The organism is Pedobacter sp. GW821-FHT01D05, assembly GCF_059422505.1.
This window is the reverse complement of sequence record NZ_JBWKXA010000001.1, coordinates 1,654,405-1,676,962: the sequence shown is the minus strand read 5'-3', so window position 1 is coordinate 1,676,962 and position 22,558 is coordinate 1,654,405. Positions and strand designations below refer to the sequence as shown.

The following is a 22,558-nucleotide window of genomic DNA, read 5'->3' as shown; positions in this document are numbered from 1 at the left end:
AGCCTGCAAGATAAGGCTTATTTGCTGAAGGAAAAAGCAAAATTATACTCTTGCACCGTTGTGTTCTACCAGGCGCGAGAGGAGTGGCAGGAAAGCCTGGATCAGGTTGATTTCTTCCGAAGAAAAAATTTTCTCCATGGTTTGTACCAGCCATTCTTCTTTTATTTTTCTGCTGGCAATAATGTGTTTTTCACCAAGCTTGGTTAAGCCGATAAAAACTTTTCGCTTATCTTCTTCACTTGGAAAACGTTCTACGCATTTGGCATCGGACAAGCGGTTAATGATCTGCGAAATAGCTTGTTTAGATACTCTTTCCATATCGGCTAATTCGGTTGATAACATTTTACCATGTTGCTCGAGCAGCGACATCGTTAGCAGTTCGGCGTTACTAAAGTCCGAACTTACGTTCTGTTTGCGTAGCTGTCTGGTTAAGCGGGTAACGGTGCTTCTTAACTTCGCTGCAATATCTTGTGTTTGGGTTGGCATGTTAATGGTAAATAAACTTTACAAATATAAGCTTTTAATTTTATAGAAAATGCAAATTTATTTTCTTATATCATGTAATTATGATTTTAGAGTGATAAAAATACTCGTTTTCGGTTTTAAAGTTAAAGCTTGGTTTTGTACTTTTGTAAAGTTACTTTACTATTTTAAACATGAGTATTTTTCGTTCGCTAAGGCATTACAATTACAGGTTATTTTTTACAGGTCAGGCTATTTCGTTAATCGGTACATGGATGCAGCGTGTAGCCATCAGCTGGTTGGTTTACCGTTTAACAGGGTCGGCTTTTTTGCTGGGATTGATCACTTTTTTGAGTTTAATTCCTTCGCTGGTGCTGGCACCATATGCGGGGAGTTATGTAGACAGGCATAATAAGTATAAGATATTGGTGATTACCCAGGTGATCCTGATGTTACAGGCTGGTGCCCTGGCTTTGATGATCTGGTTTAAAGTATATGATATGTTCTGGATTGCAGCACTTTCGCTGGTTCAGGGCTTGGTAAATGCTTTTGATGTTACCGCCCGTCAATCGTTAATGGTAAATTTAATTGATGATAAAGAAGATTTGCCAAATGCCATTGCGCTCAACTCTTCCATGTTTAATGCAGCCAGGCTAATCGGACCAGCGCTGGCAGGGGTCATTTTAAGTACCTTAGGAGAGGATGTGTGTTTCCTGATCAATTTTGTAAGCTTTATTGCGGTATTAGGTTGTATGGTAATGATGAAGCTTAAACTTTCTGCACATCAAAAATCGAAAGAAAATATCTGGATCGACCTGAAAAAAGGTTACAATTACCTTAAATCATCGCCAGACTTAGCCTCAATGGTATTAATGATGGCCGCATCGAGTTTATTGGTTATCCCTTTCACCACTTTATTGCCTGTTTTTGCCAAAGATATTTTTAATGGAAATGCTACAACATTTGGCTGGTTTGAAAGTGCGGCAGGGTTCGGAGCCTTTTTTGGGGCCATTTACATGGCTACCTTAAAGGTGAATCAGAATTTGCAGAAAATTGTAATGATGTCGGGTATTTTGCTGGCCATTTCAGTTGTGGCACTGGCTATATCACCATCACTTATTCTGGCCTTAATCTGTACTGGTTTAGCTGCTCTGGGTTTAATGGCGCAAACCTCATCGATCAATACTTATCTGCAGACCCATGCCGACGACGTAATGAGGGGAAGGACTTTAAGTTACTATATTATGGCTTACCAGGGGGTGTTACCAATAGGGAGCTTATTAATGGGCTATCTGGCACATCTTTTTGGTACACAGGTTGTAGTTGCTTTTGAAGGGGTTGCGGGGTTGTTGATTGTAGCTGCGTTTGTGTACAATGAAAAACATAGGAATCAATTGAAGGGCAGTGCAATGTCGTTAAATTAATATGTGCCTTAAATTTTCTTTAGTATTTCTATTAGAATCGTCATGCTGAATTTATTTCAGCATCTTTCTTGCATATGATAGACCCTGAAATAAATTCAGGGTGACAATCGCTTGGATAAGGCGCATTGTTTAGCCGCTTAGCGCCAAACGCCACTACCTATGCACAATCAACTTACAATCGACCATTACTTTTTGGTAATTTTTGATGTCGATTTCTTTATTAATCAATTGTATCAACAGTTTAATCGCATTTTCGCCTACCGATTCGGGGTTTTCTTCTATCGAAGCAATTGGTGGTGAATCAAGGTAACTGATAAAAGAAGTGTTCCCAAAGCCTATACATTCAATTTCGTTAAAGTTGGGGTGATTTATCGATCTGAGGTATTTTATCGCATCAAACAGGATAGGCTCTTTAAAAGCCACAAGCGCTGTAGGCATATTTTCTGGATTGGCAAACAAGTTTTTAATTGCTGAAATTGTATTTTCTTTATCAAAATCAGTATAAGCAACCAGTTCTGATGAAAAAGGTACCTGATTATCTTTTAGCGCGTTGATGTAACCATTAAAGCGATCGTGTGTAAAATTAATCATTTTTGGGCCGCCCAAATAAGCGATCTTTTTATGTCCTCTGTCTATTAAAAACTTTGTGGCCTGGTAACAGCCCTGAAAAGTATTGCCCAGTACTTTATGGCAGCTTAAGTTAAAACTTGGGTTTCGGGTATAATACACCACCGGAATGCCCATATTTTCGAACTGGTCTAAATGCGCAAAATCTTGTGTGTGTTTCGAAATAGCTACAATTAAGCCGTCCACACGGCTTCGCAGCAACATATTTGCAGACTGAATCTCTTTTTCCAGATCATCGTGAGATTGACTGATGATTACATTGTATCCATTTTGGGTAGCAAACTGCTCCACACCATAAATACTTCTGGTAAAAAAGTGATCTAAAAGATTGGGTAAGATTATACCAATAATGCGCGACCTTTTTTCCTTTAAATTAATAGCTGATTTATTGGGTGTAAAATGCAAATCGCGAGCCATTTCCTGAACACGTTTTTTTGTGTATTCGTTTATGGTTGGGTAGTTGTTAAGGGCTTTTGATACTGTTGATACTGACATCTTTAACTTCTCAGCCAAGAATTTTAGTGTAACAGGGGTATTGTTCGTCATCTTTTCCAATCTCAATGCATAGTTAAGAAAAAAAACGCAATTATTTCAAACGTTTGAAATGTAGTTTCAGTGGATTTTATTGCGTTTTGACCTACTTTAAAACGTTTTAATCTTTTTAGCTTTTCTAAATTCGTTATCACAAACACAAACTAACCAAATAAACATGATGAAATCATTACTTACTAACTTCAGTTTTAAAAGGGCATCTACTGAAGTATCGGGTTTAGTTGCAAAAACTAACTTTATTTTGTCGCAAAAATATTACGCTTCAAAGCCCACATCATACCATTCTCAAGACGCTTAACCACAGGGCTCAAACATTTTTCTTATCGCTGATCATGTACATGGTGGGCAATATTTTAGACTGAATTAACTGGATATGTACAATTACAAATCTGTTTAATAAGGGACTTATTACGCATTAAATTTTAACAAAATAGATTTAGTATTTATTACAATTATGGATAGACTTTACAATTTGAAAAGTACTTTACCATCTGTTGGGTTTGAGAAAACCCACTGGTTAAAAGTGCTTTATACCCTTGCTTTCCTTTTTCTGATCAGTTACTCTTTTACAGCCTATGCGCAAACAACGGTAACAGGCACAGTGAAAGATAATAAGGGAATTACGCTACCGGGCGTAAGTGTGAGGATAAAAGGAACGCAGATCGGGGCTGTTACCGATGATAATGGAAAATATGCCATTAAAGGTACTACCGGAAGCTCAGTATTGGTTTTTGTTTACGTAGGGTATGCCACAAAAGAAGTTGCAGTTGCCGGTAAAGCAGTAATAAACGTAACGATAGAAGACGATGCACAGGGATTGGACGAAGTAATGGTGGTTGGTTATGGTACACAGAAAAAATCGACCTTAACAGGTGCTGTTGCACAGATCAGTTCGGAAGATATCATGAAATCGCCAACTCCAAACCCAACCAATAGTTTAATTGGCAGGTTACCTGGTTTGCAGGCTGTTCAAACCAGTGGTCAGCCAGGGGCCGATGCTTCAACACTTAAAGTACGTGGCGTGGCAACTTATAATAATTCTTCGGCAATTGTTGTGGTGGATGGGATTGAAAGACCAAGTTTTGCTGATGTAGATCCAAGTGAAATTGAAACAGTAACCGTTTTGAAAGATGCTGCTTCCACCTCAATTTATGGCATCAGGGGAGCAAATGGTGTAATTGTGATTACGACCAAGCAGGGGAAAATTGGTAAACCGCGGATTACCTACACAGGTAATGTGGCTTTACAGACTTATACGGGTTTGGCCGTTGGATTAAATGCTTATGATAATGCCCGCTTATTAAACCAGGCTTATAAGAACGACAGTCAGGCAGCGCCTTTTGCCGATGATGAGCTCCAAAAGTTTAAAGACGGATCTGATCCGATCGGCTATCCTGATGTGCAGTGGTTTGATTATTTAACACGTAAGTTTTATCCTCAAACTGCACACAATATCAATATTAACGGAGGAACAAAAATTGCTAAATATTTTGTTTCCGCAGGTTATTCATTTCAGGATGGTATTTTTAAAAAATTCGATTCACCTTACGGAATCAATACTGTTCCTAATTTTAGCCGTTACAATTTTCGTTCGAATGTTGATTTACAGCTGAATAAAGATTTTACCGTTGGGATTAAATTGGGCGGGCGTTTTTCTAACCGCTATCAGCCATCAGGTTTGTTGTCAGCATCAGCATTCTCATATGACACTATTGAAGGAATGATCTCGCGTATTCTTCAGGTTCCTGCTTATGCTTATCCTGTTACTTTGCCTGATGGCAGAATTACCGCAAACCCGAACGTAGGGACCAATATCTGGAATCCATATGCCATTTTAACCCGCTATGGAACCCGTAATGATGATAGTAATACCATTGAAAGTACTTTTAACCTCGAATATAAATTAGGATTTATTACCAAAGGTTTATCATTTAAAACCAATTTTGGTTACGATTCTTATTTTGTAAATCAGCAGCGTAGAAACGCAAACTGGGCAGCTTATGTTTATGATCGCAAATCGGGTGCAGTTACACTTTCAACTGATACAAGGAACCGTGATGAGCCTTTAAGCTCTATTATTAGCGTTACGCAGGGAAGTACGAATTATAACCTGCAGACAGGTTTTTATTATGACCGCGATTTTGGTAAAAGCAATGTATCGGGTTTAATTTTGGGTACACGCCAGCTTGTACGTACAAATGGTGGAGACATTTATACCGCACCGCCAAGAGCTGCGCAGGGTGTGGTTGGTAGGGTTACCTATAATTATGCACAAAGGTATTTTGCAGAGTTTAATGCAGCTTACAATGGATCTGAAAACTTTGCGTTTGATGGTTTCTTAGGTTTTCCAAGTCAGCAATATGGTTTCTTTCCATCATTTTCTGCCGGATGGACCGTTTCTAACGAACCTTTCTGGAAAAAGAACAATGCCATTACGTATTTAAAATTTAGGGGTAGTTATGGTTTAGTGGGTAACGACCAGGGAATTGGCCGGTTTTTATTCTTAACCAGTTATACCTCAATTCCAACTACTGTTTTTCCAGCGCTTCAATTTGGTGCACCAAATTCGCCAACAACTTATCCAACAATCTATATTCCGGATAATGGATTGGGAAATCCCGAAATTACCTGGGAAACTGGAACAAAACGGAATTTAGGTATGGAGGCACGTTTTTTAAATGATGCCCTGAAACTAAATGTGGATGTATTTGATGAAACCCGTAAAGACATTTTAACTTCTCCAAAAGATCAGCTTTTATCATTTGGCCACATTTATCCATCATTGAATGTTGGTGTGGTTTACAATAAGGGTTATGAAGTAGAACTGGATTACCAGGGTAAAATCGATCAGTTTACTTTCGGGCTTAACGGACAGTTGAGTTATGCTAAAAACATTGTAAAAAACGCATCAGAGCCAGCTGGAACACCCGATGCTCAAAAAACTGAAGGTAAGCCCGTAGGTCAGTTTATTGGCTATTTAAATGATGGTTTTTATACTTCAGCGGCTGATGTTGCTGCTTCTGTTAAGCCGCAGGGGGGTACACCGATTCCTGGTGATTTAAAATTTAAAGATTTAAATGGAGATGGTGTGATCACACCCGATGATAGAACTTCAATCGGTTATTCACCAAATCCTGAATATATTTTCAGTATTACGCCAAGGTTGGCCTATAAAGGCATTACACTTTCGGTAATGTTCCAGGGGGTGGCCCATGTAAGTTCGAACGTAATTTTAACTGAGCAAAATAACGGGCAACAGATGTATCCGTTTATGCTCAATGCCTGGACGCCTGAAAACGCAGCTACTGCAACCTGGCCGGCATTACATGCAAGAGGATACACTGGTTTAAATTATTCACTTAACGATTTTATCCTCCAGAATGCTGCTTATGTTAAGTTAAGAAACGTAGAACTGGCCTGGACTTTACCACAGGCTTGGACAACGGCACTGAAAATTGGTAGTGTAAGGGTGTTTGCAAACGGACAAAATTTATACACCTGGACGAAGTTTAAAATGTATGTAGACCCGGAAAATTTAAACACGGTAAATCAAACTTTCCCACTACAATCACTCTATCCGTCATCTAAAGTTTTCAATCTTGGTGTTAACGTTAATTTTTAATAAGATGAGAAATTATAAAATATATGCTTTAGTTTTTTTACTTACACTTCTTTCAATTTCGTGTAAAAAAGATTTCTTAAACAGGACCCCAGAAATTGCTTTAGATGATAATGGTGTATTTGCCGATCCATTGAGAGCTGCAAGTTATGCTGATGCTGCATATAATTACATGATTAATGATTATGCCAGGTTTAACGATCACCGCGGTTCAACCTCACAAGCCTCTGATGAGGCCGTATCAGGTAATTCCGAATCTACGGTTACTACATTAAACAGGGGTTTATATCACGACCACTCTAATTCTGCATCTTTAAATGATATGCGCGATGTTTGGACAAGATGTTATGCCGGTATCGCTATCAACAATAAAGTATTGGACAGAATGGCCAGCGTACCAACAGCTCCAGTTTTTCCGAAACAGAGAATTGAAGGTGAAATGCGTTTTTTACGTGCTTTTTCTTATTTCGAACTCATCAAAAGATTTGGTGGCGTTCCAATTATGGATAAGGAATATAGCGTAAACGATGATATCAATTTTCCAAGGGCATCTTATCAAGCCTGTGTTGATTTTATTATTGCCGATTTAGATAAGGCCTATACTTTACTGAATAATGATGCTGATAATGGTGCATCAAATTACGGAAGAGCAACTAAAGGTGGAGCATTGGCCCTTAAAGCAAGGGTGCTTTTATATGCAGCAAGTCCGCTGAACAATCCCAGTAATGATAAAACCAAATGGCAACTGGCTGCAGATGCAGCGAGTAAGGTAATGGACGGTACCAGTGCCGGCCAGGTTTACGCTTTGCAGCCCACCTATGCTGATATATTAAACATGGCTTCCTCGCCTGAATATATTATGATCAAAATCAGAGGTCCAAGGGCAATTGATGGAATTTTGGCTGATTATGCCATGTCTCCAGGCTCTGGAGGTGCACAGGGCCAGATGGATCCTACACAAAACCACGTCGACATGTACGAAATGGCAAATGGCAAAGCCATTACAGATGCTACTTCCGGTTATAATCCTCAGCAGCCGTACCTAAACAGAGATCCTCGTTTTTACGCCAACATTCTTTACAACGATCAAAACTGGCAAGGTAAAAAGATCGAAATGTGGTCTTCAACCTCAGCTACGGGCGTAGTAACTTATGGTAAAGACTGGAACCCGACAAACATTATTTATACAGCTACCCGGTATTATTGCAAAAAATACTGGCCAGAAACCTACGTGCGTTTGGGTGGTACATCGGGTACAGCTTTAATCAATTACATTTTCTTTCGTTATGCTGAAATCATGCTAAATTATGCTGAAGCTCAAAATGAAGCAAATGGTCCGGATGCATCTGTTTATAAACAGTTAACTGATATCCGTGCCCGTGCAGGGATAGCTGCAGGTGCCAACGGTTTGTATGGGTTAAAGGCCAATATGACTCAGGGTGAAATGAGAATAGCTATCCGCCACGAACGTGCGATAGAATTGGCTTTCGAAGATCACCGCTGGTATGACATTATGCGCTGGAAAATCGGCCCTGAAGTTATCGCTATTCCCATGTACGGAATGAATGTGGTTAAAAATACTAATGGTTCATTTACTTATTCCCCTGTATTGCTGGGTCCGAATTTTCAAAAAACATATACTTCTAAACAAGATCGTTACCCTATACCCAGGTCTGAGATTTATAAGAGCAATGGGGTGTTGATCCAAAATCCGGGATGGGAATAAACAATATGTTTAATATAACGTAAAACAGATTTTATTCAGTTATGAAATTATCAAAATCAAAATATATAGTTTGCCTTCTTTTTTTGTGGATGGCAGTACTAAAAGTTAGCGGTCAAACACCCGATGAGGCACTGACCGTTACCAGCAAAGTTTTAGATCAAAATAAAACACCGCTTCCGGGCGTGGTCATTACCATACAGGAAGATAAAAGCAACAAATCTATAACAACGGGCGCAGATGGCTCTTTTACCATTCAAACTACATCAAGTGATGTGCTTGTTTTCAAAATGATAGGTTATGGTTTGGTACTTAAGCCTGCGTTGGAAGTAAACAATGCACCTGTTATCTTAAGTAAAACGCTTGTTGAAGCCGGAGATGACGACAATGTTTATATTCCATTTGGCGTAAGAAAAAGAAGAGAGATTACAGCAACCATCAGTACCTTAAAAGCTGATGATCTTCCTCAGATCCCGTCATCCTCTTTAAACAACGTGTTTTCAGGTCGCTTATCGGGTTTGGCCATCATTCCAAATGGATCGCAACAACCTGGTTATGATGTTTCCAGCTTCCTGATCCGTGGACGTTCATCTTATAACAATAATCAAGAACCTTTGGTACTCGTTGATGGTGTGGAGCGCGATTTTAAATCGATGGATTTAGGTGAAATTGAAAGTATAAGTGTATTGAAAGATGCCGGAACTATTGCATGGTACGGCATGTATGGTGCAAATGGAGTAATTTACGTAAAAACACGCCGGGGTAGTGCAACTTCAACAAAAGTTACGTTCGATGCACAAGCCGGTATACAGCAGCCCTTAAACATTGCCAGTCCGCTCGATGCCTACTCTTATGCAACACTTTATAATGAAGCGCTTGTAAACGGAGGTGCCGCACCGGCATATAATGCTACAGCGCTACAAGCTTACCAAACAGGTTCTGATCCTTACCGGTATCCAAACAACAATTTTGTTAAAGATTATATCAGGCAGGTGGCACCTACACAGCGCTATGTAGCTACCGTTACAGGTGGTAATGCCTTTATTAAGTATTATACTTTGGTAAGTGCTTATAATCAGGCCGGTATTTATAAAGGCGGTGATAACCCTACCTACGACGCAAATACCAATTTTAACCGCTATAACCTGCGTACCAATATTGATTTGCATGTGAGTAAATCATTAGATGTATCACTTGATGTGGGTGGGCGCATCACCAATCTGCGTTTTCCAAATATTGGTACAGGTACTTTCTTAAATACTGTATATAGTACCCCGGCAAATGCATTCCCAGTTTTAAATGCTGATGGAAGTTATGGCGGAAATTCTATTTTCCAGGCCAATAACCCATTGGCGATGTTAGAATCGAGAGGCGTAAGCACCGATTTAACCAGGAATTTACTAGCAACGATCGTTGCAACGCAAAAACTTGAAAACATTACCAAAGGTTTATCTTTCAATGTGTTTTATTCTTATGATGTGGCTGGAACCTACCGTTATGGCTTTAACCAGACTTATGCCACTGTTGATCCATTTGCAGCCGGAGGCCCTGCTACTTATGGAACAGCATCTATTGCAAGTTACGCCGCTAATACTTTTATGGGCAACCTGCGTAGAAATGAACTGTGGTTAGGTTTTGATTACGACCGTACTTTTGGTAAACATGGTATCAAGTTCACTACGCGTGGCTCAAGAGCTAACTATTCAACATTTACCGCTTTAGATCAAAGGAGAGAAGGATGGTCTAACCGTTTATCATACAACTATAACCAGCGTTATTACGTGGATCTGATCGGAACTGTTTCTGGTTCTGAAAGTTTTGCTCCTGGCAAACGTTATGGTTTCTTTCCCGCTGTTTCGGCAGGATGGATCATATCTGATGAGGGTTTCATGAAAAGTTCTTCAGGTTTTCTTGACCTATTGAAAATCAGAGGTTCATATGGTCTTGTGGGTAATGATGCAACTGATAATTTACGCCGTTTCGCTTTTAACGATTATTTTAACAGAAGCGGTACCGGATATAATTTCGGCACAAGCTACACCGGGGTAGGTGGTACTGAGCAAAGGGCTTTGGCCAATCCTAATTTAACCTGGGAAAAGGCATACAAGGGAAGCATTGGTTTTGATTCAAAATTATTTAAACAATCGCTTTCAATCAGTGCTGATTATTTCTCGGAAGACCGAAAAGATCTGTTAACTAATTCATTACTTCCAAATGTACTTGGTCAAACACTTTTACAGGTAAATGAAGGCGAGGCATCTTACAAAGGTTTTGAAACTAATCTTAATTTTTACAAAAAAATCGGTTCCGTAGATTTGAATCTATTTGCAAATTATACTTATACCAAAAGTAAAATTATCGCTATAAACGAGGGCGCTGGTATTCCAAGTTACCAATCAAGGGTTGGCCACGAAGTTTCCAGTGTAATCCAGGGTACAGGTTATGTAAGCAGTATGTTGGAGGCCATCGGGATTTTTCAGTCGCAGGCAGAAGTTAGTGCATCGCCTGTACAGCGTTTTTCAAGAACAGTAGGGCCTGGCGATATTAAATATAAAGACCAGAATAATGATGGTGTAATTGATAACCTTGATTTTGTTAATACTGATTATAACTTCGTTCCAAAATCTTTTTACGGTTTTGGTGCCAGTGTAGCCGTTAAAGGTTTCGATCTTAACTTCCTTTTCCAGGGCATGGGTGGGCGAAGCATCAGTATTCATGATCTGATCATTTCAGGAAACTCCAATACAGGATACATTAACCAGTTTAGCGTAGATAGATGGACACCCACAAATCCAGGCGCAACTTACCCGAGGTTATTGGTTGCTGATCGTGGTAACAATACCCAGAATTCTGATTTCTGGATACGCTCCGGCAATTATTTAAGACTGAAAAATATTGAGTTAGGTTACGCTCTTCCTACAGCTTTTGTAAAAAGATTAAAACTATCTCAGTTAAGGTTTTATGTAAGCGGACTAAACCTGTTAACCTTTGATAAACTGGGTAATTTAGATATTGATCCTGAATTACCTGAATCGGGTTATTCATATGGAACATCTTCAGGAGCTTATTATCCTTATATGAAAATATATTCATTTGGGTTGAATTTGAAATTTTAATTACACTGTAATCTTTACAAGATGAAAAAAAATATATTTTATATACTCCTTGCCGTATCAGCAATTTATATGGCAGGCTGTAAAAAAGATGGCTTTTTGCAAGATGGCACAGTTACGCCAAACGGAGATGTTTCGGAAGCTCAGGTTTGGGCAAATCCTGATTTTGCCAGGAACTTTTTAAATAATATTTATGCTACACTCTCTGATCGTTATAATTTAGATAATGATGGGGCCATGCTCGCATCTGGTAGTGATGAAGCTGTCAACTCCAATCTTAATTCGAACATCAATATTCTAAATAACGGAACCTGGGGCCCGGTTAGGGTTGTAGATGATGTTTACACCGCCATGTACACGGGGATCCGTAAAACCAATATGTTTTTGGTTAATGCACCAAAAAGTGTGATCATCCCGTCGGATGGTTTAACCTTTGCCCAGGATATTGCCAGGTTACGTGGTGAGGCATTCTTTTTAAGGGCGTTTTTTCACTTTGAGCTCGTAAAACGTTATGGCAGTGCTGTTTTGGTTACCAGGGTTTTAGATGCAGATGAGAATTTAGATTTACCCAGAAATACATTTGATGAATGTGTTGCACAAATATCTTTAGATTGTGATTCGGCAATTGCCAGATTACCGATCGGTCCAACTGATTGGGCTGTAGCAAGCAGGGGAAGGGCTACACAAACTGCCGCAATGGCCTTAAAAGCAAGATTGTTATTGTATGCTGCCAGTCCACAATATAACCCAAGTGGCGATGCCGCTAAATGGCAGGCCGCTGCTGATGCTGCCAAACGATTGATGGATACGGGCAAACACGCCATTTATTCTTCTTATCAGAATATCTGGTTGTGGAACGTATCTGGGGCAGCCTATAATACAGAAGTTATTTTTGCCACACAAACCCTTAATACCAATACCATCGAAACTAATAATGCACCAATTAGTTACGACGGTGCAAACGGACGAACCAACCCAACACAGGATCTGGTTGATGCTTTCGAAATGAAAACAACCGGCCGCTTGATTAGTGATCCTGCTTCTGGCTATAACGCTTCAAACCCCTATGCAAACAGAGATCCGAGATTAAATTTCGCCATCATGTATAACGGTTCTACTTTCAAAAGTAAACCTGTCGAAACTTTTGTTGGCGGTAAAGATGGTTTAGGACAAAATGTAAATGCGACCAAAACCGGATATTACATGCGTAAATTTTTAAGTGAAAATGCCGTATGGAACAATCCTTCCAATACCACTATACGCCGTCCGTGGATTTTCTTTCGTTATGCCGAAGTATTATTAAACTATGCAGAGGCATTAAATGAGGCACAGGGTGTAGCCGCATTGTCTGAGATTTTAAAGTCGGTTAATGCTGTTAGGCAACGTAAAAATACCACTACGGCATCTCTAAGTGTTGATATGCCGCCTTTACAAACAACCAACCCTGCAGGAGCCGGTTATGTTATCCCATCAAAAGAGGAACTAAGGAAACGTATCCGTAACGAGCGTAGAGTAGAGTTTTGTTTTGAAGAACAACGTTTTTACGATGTAAGAAGGTGGAAAGAAGGAGAAACTTCGTTAAACAAAAATGTTACAGGCATGAGAATTACCCTTGTTTCACCTGGAGTTTATTCTTATCAGCCATTTGTTGTCGAAAACAGGGTTTTTACAGCTAAAAACTATTTATATCCAATTTCACAAAATGAACTAAACAGGGCACCATCGCTTAAACAAAATGCCGGATATTAATCAAAGAACTGGATTTTGCTCAAATTTAGGCGGGCGGTGGAAACACCGTCCGTTAATTAATTGTTAGTTTTGATACGATCAATTAATTAATATTAAAACTTAAGTTATGCTAAAAACAACCTATAGCGTATTTTTAATCTGCTTTTCGCTCCTTTCATCAATCAGTTACGGTCAGGTTACCGCTATACAGAACATTCAGGGCCGGAAAATCCAAAGCCTTAATGGTAAATGGAATTATATTGTCGATCCTTACGAAAACGGTTACTACGATTATCGCCATGAGCCTTTCGATCAGTCGAAAACCGGAACAGGTGGTTATTTTGATGATAAAGTTCAGAAAGATAAATCAGAGCTGATCGAATACGATTTCGACCATTCACCACAAATGAATGTGCCGGGCGACTGGAACTCACAGTCAGAAAAATTAGAACTTTATGAGGGTAATGTTTGGCTCCGCAAAAAGTTTGATGCAAAACCCGAAAAAGGAAAAAAATATTTCGTGTATTTCGCAGCAGTAAATTACGAAGCGCATGTTTACCTTAACGGTAAAAAATTAGGTGTACACAAAGGAGGTTTTACGCCTTTCCAGTTCGAAGTAACCAATAACTTAAAGATTGGTGAAAATTCCATTGTGCTTAAAGTTGATAATATCCGCAAACAGGATGAAATCCCGACTGTAAACACCGATTGGTGGAATTATGGTGGCATTACCCGCGATGTTTTTCTGGCCGAATTTCCAGACCATTTTATTAGCGACTATAAACTTCAGCTCATTAAAGGAAACAATAACCTGTTAAATTTTTCGGTAAAACTTGCTGATGCAACCGCTGGGCAGGAAATTACCCTTTCTATCCCTGAGCTTAAGCTGGAAAAGAAATACAAAACGGATAACGAGGGTAAAATAGCGGATGAATTTACCTGGAATAACTTAAGCCTATGGTCGCCCGAAAGCCCAAAATTATATGCTGTAAATATTAAAAGTGATAAGGAAAATATCAACGATAAAATTGGTTTCAGAACCATTCAGGTTGATGGCGACAGCATTTTGTTGAATGGTAAATCTGTTTTTTTAAGAGGGATTTCCCTTCATGATGAAAACCCGCTTTTAGCAGGCCGTTTACGCTCAGAAGGCGATATGCGCATGATGTTACAATGGGCAAAAGATATGAATTGTAACTATGTTCGCCTGGCACATTATCCGCATAACGAAGAAATGATCCGTTTGGCTGATGAAATGGGCTTATTGGTATGGGCTGAAGTTCCGGTTTATTGGACCATCAGCTGGACCAATCCGGCAACCTACGCCAATGCAAAAAAACAATTGACTGATTTAATTGTGCGCGATAAAAACAGGGCAAGTGTAATCGTTTGGTCTATCGGTAATGAAACACCATTAAGCGATGCCCGTTTAAGTTTTATGAGCAATTTGGCAGAGACGGCCCGTTCTTTAGATGATACCCGTTTGGTGGCAGCCGCTTTAGAAGTTCACCGGGATGGAAATAACATCATTTTAAATGACCCTTTGGGTGAAAAAATCGATTTGGTTAGTTTTAACGAATATGCTGGCTGGTACTGGGGAGGTAATCCATCCGAAATTACCAAATACAATTTCGATATCAAATACAAAAAACCTGTGGTCATTACCGAGTTTGGTGGCGATGCTTTGGGCGGTTTCCATGCCGATGAAAATACGCGTTGGAGCGAAGAGTACCAGGAGGCATTGTACAAAAACCAGATCACCATGTTAAGCAAAATCGGTGCTTTACGTGGAATGACACCATGGATTTTAACCGATTTCAGATCACCAAGAAGGCAACATCCTATTTATCAGAATTTCTGGAACCGTAAAGGTTTGATCAGCGAAACAGGCAAGAAAAAGAAAGCCTTTTATGTGCTGAAAGATTTTTACGACCAGATGCAGGTCAAATACAAATAAAATATGAACAGATTACAGAAAATTAGTTTCGCTTCGAAAATAATGCTTTCGATGTCGCTGTTAACCCTCTCTTGTGCCAAATACAAGAGTACCAGTATCGATCCTGGTATTTTAATACAGCCAACACCGATTGAAGAAGTTACTTTACAGAAAAATATGCCTTTCCCCATGGGGGCCGCTATTAATGTAAGCCTTTTAAAAAGCAACACTAACTACCGTAATCTGGTCATTAAAGAATTTAATAGTGTAACGGCAGAAAATGCCATGAAATTTTGGTCCTTACATCCTTCAAAGGATACCTATACCTGGAGCGATGCAGATTATCTGGTCGATTTTGCCGTAGCCAATGGAAAAAGAGTACATGGCCATACTTTAAACTGGTACAAATCACTTCCCGATTGGGTGAATAACTTTCAAGGAACCACTGCAGAATGGGAGAACCTTTTAAAAACACATATCCAAACGGTTGTAGGCCACTTTAAAGGTAAGGTAGTTTCATGGGATGTGGTAAACGAAGCCGTTAATGACGATGGTACCATACGCAATAGCATCTGGGTACAGAAATTAGGAGTCGATTATATCGGCAGGGCATTTCAGTATGCACACGAAGCGGATCCTAATGCCTTACTTTTTTACAATGATTATGGTCACGAATTTGGTCCAACCAAGCGTACAGCAATCCTAAACCTGGTTACAGGGTTAAAAAATAAAGGTATCCCTATTGATGGGATTGGTATACAGATGCATACGCGTGTAACACAAACTGATGCAAATTTAACAGCTGCCATTACTACGGCCGCTGCTACAGGTTTAAAAATCCATATTTCAGAAATTGATATCGCTTTGAATCCAGACAATGTGCCGTCGATGACTTATACAACTGGATTGGGCGATCAGCAGGCTGCAAAATATAAAACCATTGTTCAGGCTTATAACGCCATTCCGAAAACTCAACAGTTCGGAATCACACAATGGAATGTAACCGATGCCGACAGTTGGATCCCCTCCACCTATAGCCGCCCCGATTGGCCCTTGCCTTTCGATGCACAATTTCAAAGAAAAGCAGCTTATCAAGGAATTTTAGACGGAGTTAAATAGCCATACATTAATGAGAAGATATTTACCATTAGCCTTTATTTTAGGGATATCCCTTTCTGCTACAGCACAGGATAAAAAGATCGAAAAGAAAATTGATTCGGTTTTAAAACTGATGACTTTAGATGAAAAAATAGGTCAGTTAAACCAGTATACGGGCGATCGTGATGCAACGGGGCCCATTACGAATAATCCAAATAAACTAAAGGATATACGTGATGGTAAATTAGGCTCCATGCTGAACGTGCGTGGTGCAAAAGAAACGCGCGAAGTACAGGAAGTGGCCATGCAATCAAGAATGAAAATTCCATTGATTTTCGGTTTGGATGTAATTCATGGTTATCGAGTTACCTTCCCAATTCCACTGGCCGAGGCCGCAAGTTGGGATTTGGCAGAAATGGAAAATGCGGCAAGAGTGGCTGCACGGGAAACGGCTGCCGCTGGGGTACACTGGACATTTGCACCCATGGTTGATATTGCCCGCGATCCACGTTGGGGCAGGGTAATGGAAGGGGCAGGAGAAGATACCTACCTGGGTTCTAAAATTGCTTTTGCCCGTGTAAAAGGTTTTCAGGGTAAAGGTTTGGGTAACCTTGACGCGATTATGGCCTGTGCCAAACATTTCGCTGCATATGGAGCTGCCATTGCCGGGAGAGATTATAATGCGGTTGATATGAGTGAGCATACACTTTGGGAAACTTATCTTCCCCCTTTTAAAGCTGCGGTTGATGCTGGTGCAGCTACTTTTATGAATGCTTTCAATACGTTGAATGGAATTCCAGCTACTGGAAACCGCTATCTGCAACGCGATATTTTAAAAGGGCAATGGAAATACCAGGGTTTTGTAGTAAGCGACTGGGGATCGATAGGTGAGATGATTGCCCATGGTTATGCTAAAGATAAAGAGCAGGCCGCAGAACTGGCTATGAGCGCTGGTAGCGATATGGATATGGAAAGCAGAAGTTACTTGCCAAGCCTTGCCAAACTAGTTACCGATAAAAAAATACCTATTGCTTTAATTGATGATGCCGTAAGAAGGATTTTACGTAAGAAATTCGAATTGGGTCTGTTTGATGATCCATACCGTTTCAGTAACGAAAGCCGTCAGGAAAAGGAGCTGAATGCTGCCGAAAACAGAAAAGCTTCCTTAAAAATGGCCGAGAAAAGCATCGTGTTATTAAAAAATGAAAACCAGGTTTTACCCTTGTCTAAAAACTTAAAAAAGATTGCGGTAATTGGCCCTTTGGGCAAATCGGAAAAAGATATGCAGGGCTTTTGGTCTATTGCCTGGGAAAAAGATAAGCTTGTTTCGCTACATCAGGGCTTGAAAAATAAAGTTGGCAACAAAACCGAGCTACTTTATGCAAAAGGTTGCGAAGTGGCTGATTCATCGAAAGCTGGTTTTGCCGAAGCTGTAGCAGTAGCTAAACAGGCTGATATGGTAATTATGGCTGTTGGAGAAACATTAGACATGAGTGGGGAAGCAAAAAGTAAAGCCAATATCCATATGCCCGGTGTTCAGGAAGATTTAATAAAAGCCATTCAGGCCACGGGTAAACCTGTTGTGGTGCTGATTATGGCTGGTCGCCCGTTAATTTTTAACTGGACAGCCGATAACGTTCCTGCCATTATGTACACCTGGTGGTTGGGCAGCGAAGCGGGTAATGCCATGGCCAATGTGCTTTATGGCGACTATAATCCTGCAGGTAAATTACCAATGACTTTCCCACGCGATGAAGGACAGATCCCTTTGTATTATAACTACCTAAGCACTGGCCGTCCGGCTAAAAATGATAAGGATACCCGTTACCGTTCTGCCTATTTAGATATGCCAAACAGCCCGAAATTTGCTTTTGGCTACGGCTTAAGTTATACCACTTTCGATTATAGCGATTTAGCGGTAAGCAAAACACAGATCAAACAGGATGAAAAAATTACAGTAAGTTTTACTTTAAAAAATACAGGTAAATATACTGGCGAAGAGGTAGTTCAGTTATACCTGCAAGATAAATTTGCTTCTATAGTGCGTCCGGTTAAAGAACTGAAAGATTTTCAGAAAGTAACGTTAAAAGCGGGCGAAAGTAAAACCATCACTTTCCATATCGATAAAGAGAAACTTTCTTTTTATAACCAGCAGCTTAAGTGGGTTTCCGAAGCAGGCGATTTTAAATTAATGATCGGAACCGCTTCGAATAATATTAAACTGGAAAAGGATTTTACACTATTGAACTAGGTTGGCCACGGAGACACAGAAACACGGAAGATTTGTGTTAACCTGCATTGTGAACTTAGTGCCTTAGTGGTAAAAAAAATACAATTCGTAGCGACACGAATGACGGAGGATGGAATTGAAAACAAAGTTTTCCGTGCCTTGGTGGCAAAAATAATTACGAAGATATAACATGAAGAAATCATCCCTACGATCGAAATCACTTTTATTATTACTTATTGCTGCAGTTACCGGCCTAAACACCCACGCCCAGAATGCTGGCCGGAAAACCATCAGCCTGAACGATCAATGGGAATTTAACAAAGAAAACGGACCGGTTGAAAAAGTGAATATTCCACATACCTGGAACAATAAAGATGTTTTGGATGATACACCTGGTTATTACCGCGGTTTGGGAATTTACAAACGTAAACTCAAACTCGGTGAAGGTGCAAAAGGTAAAGCTATTTTTCTTGTATTTAACGGCATAGCACAAGAAGCTGAGGTATTGGTTAATGGCAAATCTGCTGCTAAACATATCGGTAGTTACACCCGTTTTATCGTGCCGATTTCTTCATTTTTAAACTATAAAGATGATGTAATCGAAGTTAGGGCAAACAATCGTTTCAATGAAGATATTCCACCGCTCACTGCCGATTTTACATTCTTTGGTGGTATTTATCGTAATGTAACACTGTTAATCACCAATCCAGTTCACTTTTCGCAGGCAGACAATGGTAGTTCAGGTGTTTTTATCACCACGCCAAAGGTTTCGGCTTCAACGGCGAGTGTGCAGATTAAAAGTTCAATTGATAATGCTACTTCAGCTAATCAAAAAGTGCAGGTTGTAACAACTATTTTCGATGCCAGTGGAAAAGTTGTAACCAGTCAAAATACTACCGCGAATGTAAACAAAGGTGGGAATATGGTGGTCCTTCAGGATATCAAAGCGATCCAGAAACCACAGTTATGGTCGCCGGAAAATCCTTATCTGTACAGGGTGGTGACTAAGATTGTCGATCCTAAGACCAAATCGGTGATCGATCAGGTCTCCAATCCATTAGGTTTCCGCTGGTTTAAGTTTGATGCAGATAATGGCTTTTTCTTAAACGATAAAGCTGTAAAAATCATAGGTGCCAGCCGCCATCAGGATTACGAAAACAGCGGTAATGCCACCCCCGATGCATTACAGATCAGAGATATAGAACTGCTAAAAGCCATGGGGGGTAACTTTTTAAGGGTAGCGCATTACCCTCAAGACCCACAGATTTTAGAAGCCTGCGATCGTTTGGGCATTTTGGCTTCGGTAGAAATTCCGGTAGTAAACACCATTACCGAAAGCGAGGCTTTTACCAATAACTGTTTGAACATGCAGACCGAAATGATTAAACAGAACTTTAATCACCCCAGTATTATTATCTGGGCTTATATGAACGAGATTTTATTGCGCTTAAAATTCTCGAACGATAAACCGCGCCAGCAGATTTATTTTGACCATGTTCGCGAACTGGCCCAAAAGTTAGATAGTTTAACCCGTAAACAGGATCCATCCAGGTATACACTTTTGGTTAACCATGGTGCCTGGGATATTTACAACAAAGTTGGATTGACAAAAATTCCGATGATTGTTGGATGGAACTTATATTCTGGTTGGTATTCGGGCATTCCCGAAGATTTTGCTAAATTTTTAGACCATCACCACAAAGAATTGCCCAATACACCTTTTATGGTAACAGAGTATGGGGCAGATGCAGATCCTAGGATTCGTTCTTTTTCGCCCATCCGCTTCGATAAAAGTGTAGAGTACGGCATCAAATTTAATCAGGTTTATTTAAATGCAATGCTGAGCAGGCCATTTGTAGCTGGAGGCGAAGCATGGAATTTAGCCGATTTTAATTCCGAAACCCGCGAAGAAACCATGCCCCACATCAACAACAAAGGGCTGTTAACCATTGGTCGTGAGCCAAAAGATACTTATTTTCTTTACCAGGCTTATTTATCGGGCAAACCTTACCTTAAAATTACTTCAGCCCAATGGAAAGAGCGAACAGGTAGTGCAGATTCTGCAGCTTTAACCTGCACACAGCCGGTACAGGTGGCCACTAATTTAAAATCGGCTGAACTTTTTTTAAACGGTAAAAGTTTAGGAACAAAAGAAGCTGTAGACCACATTATCGACTGGCAAGTGCCTTTTATTAATGGTAAAAATCAGTTGCATGTCGTTTCCGGCGATCAAAATGATCAGGTGGAAATCAACTTCCAGTTACAGCCTTTTAATTTTAACGATTCCAATATTCCTTTTAAAAATATCAATATCCTTTTAGGTTCAAAACGTTTTTATATCGACGAAAAAGAACATCAGCTTTGGATGCCCGATCAACCTTACAAAGTTGGCGGCTGGGGCTGGATAGGAGGCGAACCTTACAAAGGAACCAATAACCGCATTACTTATGGCAGCGACAAGAATATTTTAGGTACTGATAACGATCCGGTTTATCAAACTCAGCAGGTAGGTATCAAACAGTTTAAATTCGATGTACCCAATGGGGAATATGAGTTAGCATTACATTTTGCCGAACTCGTTGGTGGCGAAACCAAAGAAGCTTTAGCCTATAACTTAGATAACAACCATAAAAAAGAAGTAGAAGAACAGCGCATTTTTAATGTTTCCATTAACGGAATGTCATTTATGCCAAAACTGAATTTAGCTTTCGATTTCGGTTACACTAGCGCAGTAAAGAAAACAACCAGGGTTACAGTACAGAATGGGACCGGTATCGTGATTGATTTTAATGCCATCCAGGGAAAACCGGTTTTAAATGCTGTGCAACTTAGAAAAATCTATTAATCAATTAGAGAAAATGAGCCAACTGCCAGTCCGTATTTTATCAATCGACGTTTTAAGGGCCATCACCATGTTTCTGATGATTTTTGTGAACGATGTTGCAGGGGTTTCCAATATTCCACAATGGATTGAACATACACCAGCTGATGTAGATGGAATGGGTTTTTCAGACCTCATTTTCCCCGCTTTTTTATTTATCGTTGGACTTTCTCTGCCTTTTGCTATTCAAAGTAGAAAAGATAAAGGCGAAAGATGGATTTCCATTTCAGTCTATATCGGTTTAAGGGCACTGGCCTTAATTGTAATGGGATTTTTTCATGTCAATTTAGAGAATTACGATCACCAATCTGCACTACTGCCTTATCCGCTTTATACCATTATCCTTACCGTTGCCTTCTTTTTGGTATGGCTGGATTATCCATCTGGCCTCTCAAAGTTTAAAAAGAACGGATTTATTGCTTTGGGTATTTTGCTCATTGCAGTAATGGCATTGCTGTATAAAGGCGGTTCCGAAGCAAATCCAGAAGGTTTAAAACCTCATTGGTGGGGTATTTTAGGCATTATTGGCTGGGCTTATCTCGTTTCGGCTTTTGTATATCTTTTTTCTAAGGGCAATTTGTTGGTGCTCATGTTAGCTTTTGTAGCTTTTGCAGCCATTAACATCACTGCGCATACAGGCGTTTTTAACCACCACTTATGGGTCATTGGTGATGCTTCGCCAATTGTTTTGATGCTGGGCGGTGCATTGATTACTTCGATATACAAAAAACTAATCGGAGGCAAAAAATACCTCGATTTCTGGATATTGATCAGTTTTTATGGTTTGTTATCCTTCGCTTTTGGTATGTTCATCAGGCCTTATTCAGGTGGGATTTCTAAAATTTATGCCACACCTGCCTGGGTATTTGTATGCATGGGCATTACTATTTTGGTTTTCGAGTTATTGATCTACCTGGTAGATGTTAAACATAAAAAAGATTGGTTTAAACTCATTAAACCTGCCGGCACCAGTACGCTAACCTGTTACCTCATTCCTTATTTGTTGTACGCGCTTTTGAGTTTAGTCCGTTTTCATTTTCCGCATTTCCTGAGTTCGGGTATTGGAGGGATTATCAGGTCGTTTTTGATGGCATTTTTGGTGATTGGTATAGTGTCCTTTTTAGAAAAGAAAAAATTGCGTTTAAAAGTTTAATTTTCAAAATTT

12 protein-coding genes are annotated in these 22,558 nt (G+C 39.8%); 10 read left to right on the top strand and 2 right to left on the bottom strand.

From position 1 onward, the window contains the following. Positions 1–42 precede the first annotated feature (42 nt). Positions 43–486, bottom strand: coding sequence for a MarR family winged helix-turn-helix transcriptional regulator (locus AC07VK_RS06845; protein WP_492952128.1), 444 nt, complete (start codon positions 484–486; stop codon positions 43–45). 170 nt (positions 487–656) lie between these two features. Here AC07VK_RS06845 and AC07VK_RS06840 point away from each other — a divergent pair, with 170 nt between their 5' ends. Beyond that, the gene (locus tag AC07VK_RS06840; protein ID WP_492959240.1) at positions 657–1,886 is read left to right on the top strand and encodes an MFS transporter; all 1,230 of its coding nucleotides are present in this window, start codon (positions 657–659) and stop codon (positions 1,884–1,886) included. A gap of 153 nt (positions 1,887–2,039) precedes the next feature. Here AC07VK_RS06840 and AC07VK_RS06835 read toward each other — a convergent pair whose 3' ends face one another. Then, a complete protein-coding gene (locus AC07VK_RS06835; RefSeq protein WP_492952130.1) occupies positions 2,040–3,059 on the bottom strand; it encodes a LacI family DNA-binding transcriptional regulator in 1,020 nt (339 codons plus the stop codon). A 460-nt stretch (positions 3,060–3,519) separates the two neighbouring features. Between AC07VK_RS06835 and AC07VK_RS06830 the strand changes: the two genes are divergently transcribed. The 9 genes from AC07VK_RS06830 to AC07VK_RS06790 all read left to right on the top strand — a co-directional run bounded on the left by AC07VK_RS06830 (position 3,520) and on the right by AC07VK_RS06790 (position 22,546). Continuing rightward, positions 3,520–6,687, top strand: a complete 3,168-nt coding sequence (locus AC07VK_RS06830; protein WP_492959238.1) for a SusC/RagA family TonB-linked outer membrane protein — start codon at positions 3,520–3,522, stop codon at positions 6,685–6,687. Positions 6,688–6,691: 4 nt separating this feature from the next. Next, a complete protein-coding gene (locus AC07VK_RS06825) occupies positions 6,692–8,410 on the top strand; it encodes a RagB/SusD family nutrient uptake outer membrane protein (RefSeq protein WP_492959236.1) in 1,719 nt (572 codons plus the stop codon). Between the two features lie 89 nt (positions 8,411–8,499). Then, the gene (locus tag AC07VK_RS06820; RefSeq protein ID WP_492959234.1) at positions 8,500–11,523 is read left to right on the top strand and encodes a SusC/RagA family TonB-linked outer membrane protein; all 3,024 of its coding nucleotides are present in this window, start codon (positions 8,500–8,502) and stop codon (positions 11,521–11,523) included. A gap of 21 nt (positions 11,524–11,544) precedes the next feature. Next, positions 11,545–13,269, top strand: coding sequence for a RagB/SusD family nutrient uptake outer membrane protein (locus tag AC07VK_RS06815; protein ID WP_492959232.1), 1,725 nt, complete (start codon positions 11,545–11,547; stop codon positions 13,267–13,269). A 106-nt stretch (positions 13,270–13,375) separates the two neighbouring features. Continuing rightward, positions 13,376–15,205, top strand: a complete 1,830-nt coding sequence (locus AC07VK_RS06810; RefSeq protein ID WP_492959230.1) for a glycoside hydrolase family 2 protein — start codon at positions 13,376–13,378, stop codon at positions 15,203–15,205. Between the two features lie 3 nt (positions 15,206–15,208). Beyond that, entirely contained in the window at positions 15,209–16,303 is a 1,095-nt protein-coding gene (locus AC07VK_RS06805; protein WP_492959228.1) for an endo-1,4-beta-xylanase, read from the top strand. Between the two features lie 10 nt (positions 16,304–16,313). After that, positions 16,314–18,533 (top strand): beta-glucosidase BglX, encoded by a 2,220-nt coding sequence (bglX, locus tag AC07VK_RS06800; RefSeq protein WP_492959226.1) that lies wholly within the window; start codon positions 16,314–16,316, stop codon positions 18,531–18,533. A gap of 169 nt (positions 18,534–18,702) precedes the next feature. Further along, the gene (locus AC07VK_RS06795) at positions 18,703–21,357 is read left to right on the top strand and encodes a glycoside hydrolase family 2 TIM barrel-domain containing protein (protein WP_492959224.1); all 2,655 of its coding nucleotides are present in this window, start codon (positions 18,703–18,705) and stop codon (positions 21,355–21,357) included. Next, complete coding sequence (locus tag AC07VK_RS06790; protein WP_494939789.1) at positions 21,329–22,546, top strand: acyltransferase family protein; 1,218 nt, start codon at positions 21,329–21,331, stop codon at positions 22,544–22,546. The genes AC07VK_RS06795 and AC07VK_RS06790 overlap by 29 nt, the downstream gene beginning before the upstream one ends. Positions 22,547–22,558: the final 12 nt, after the last annotated feature.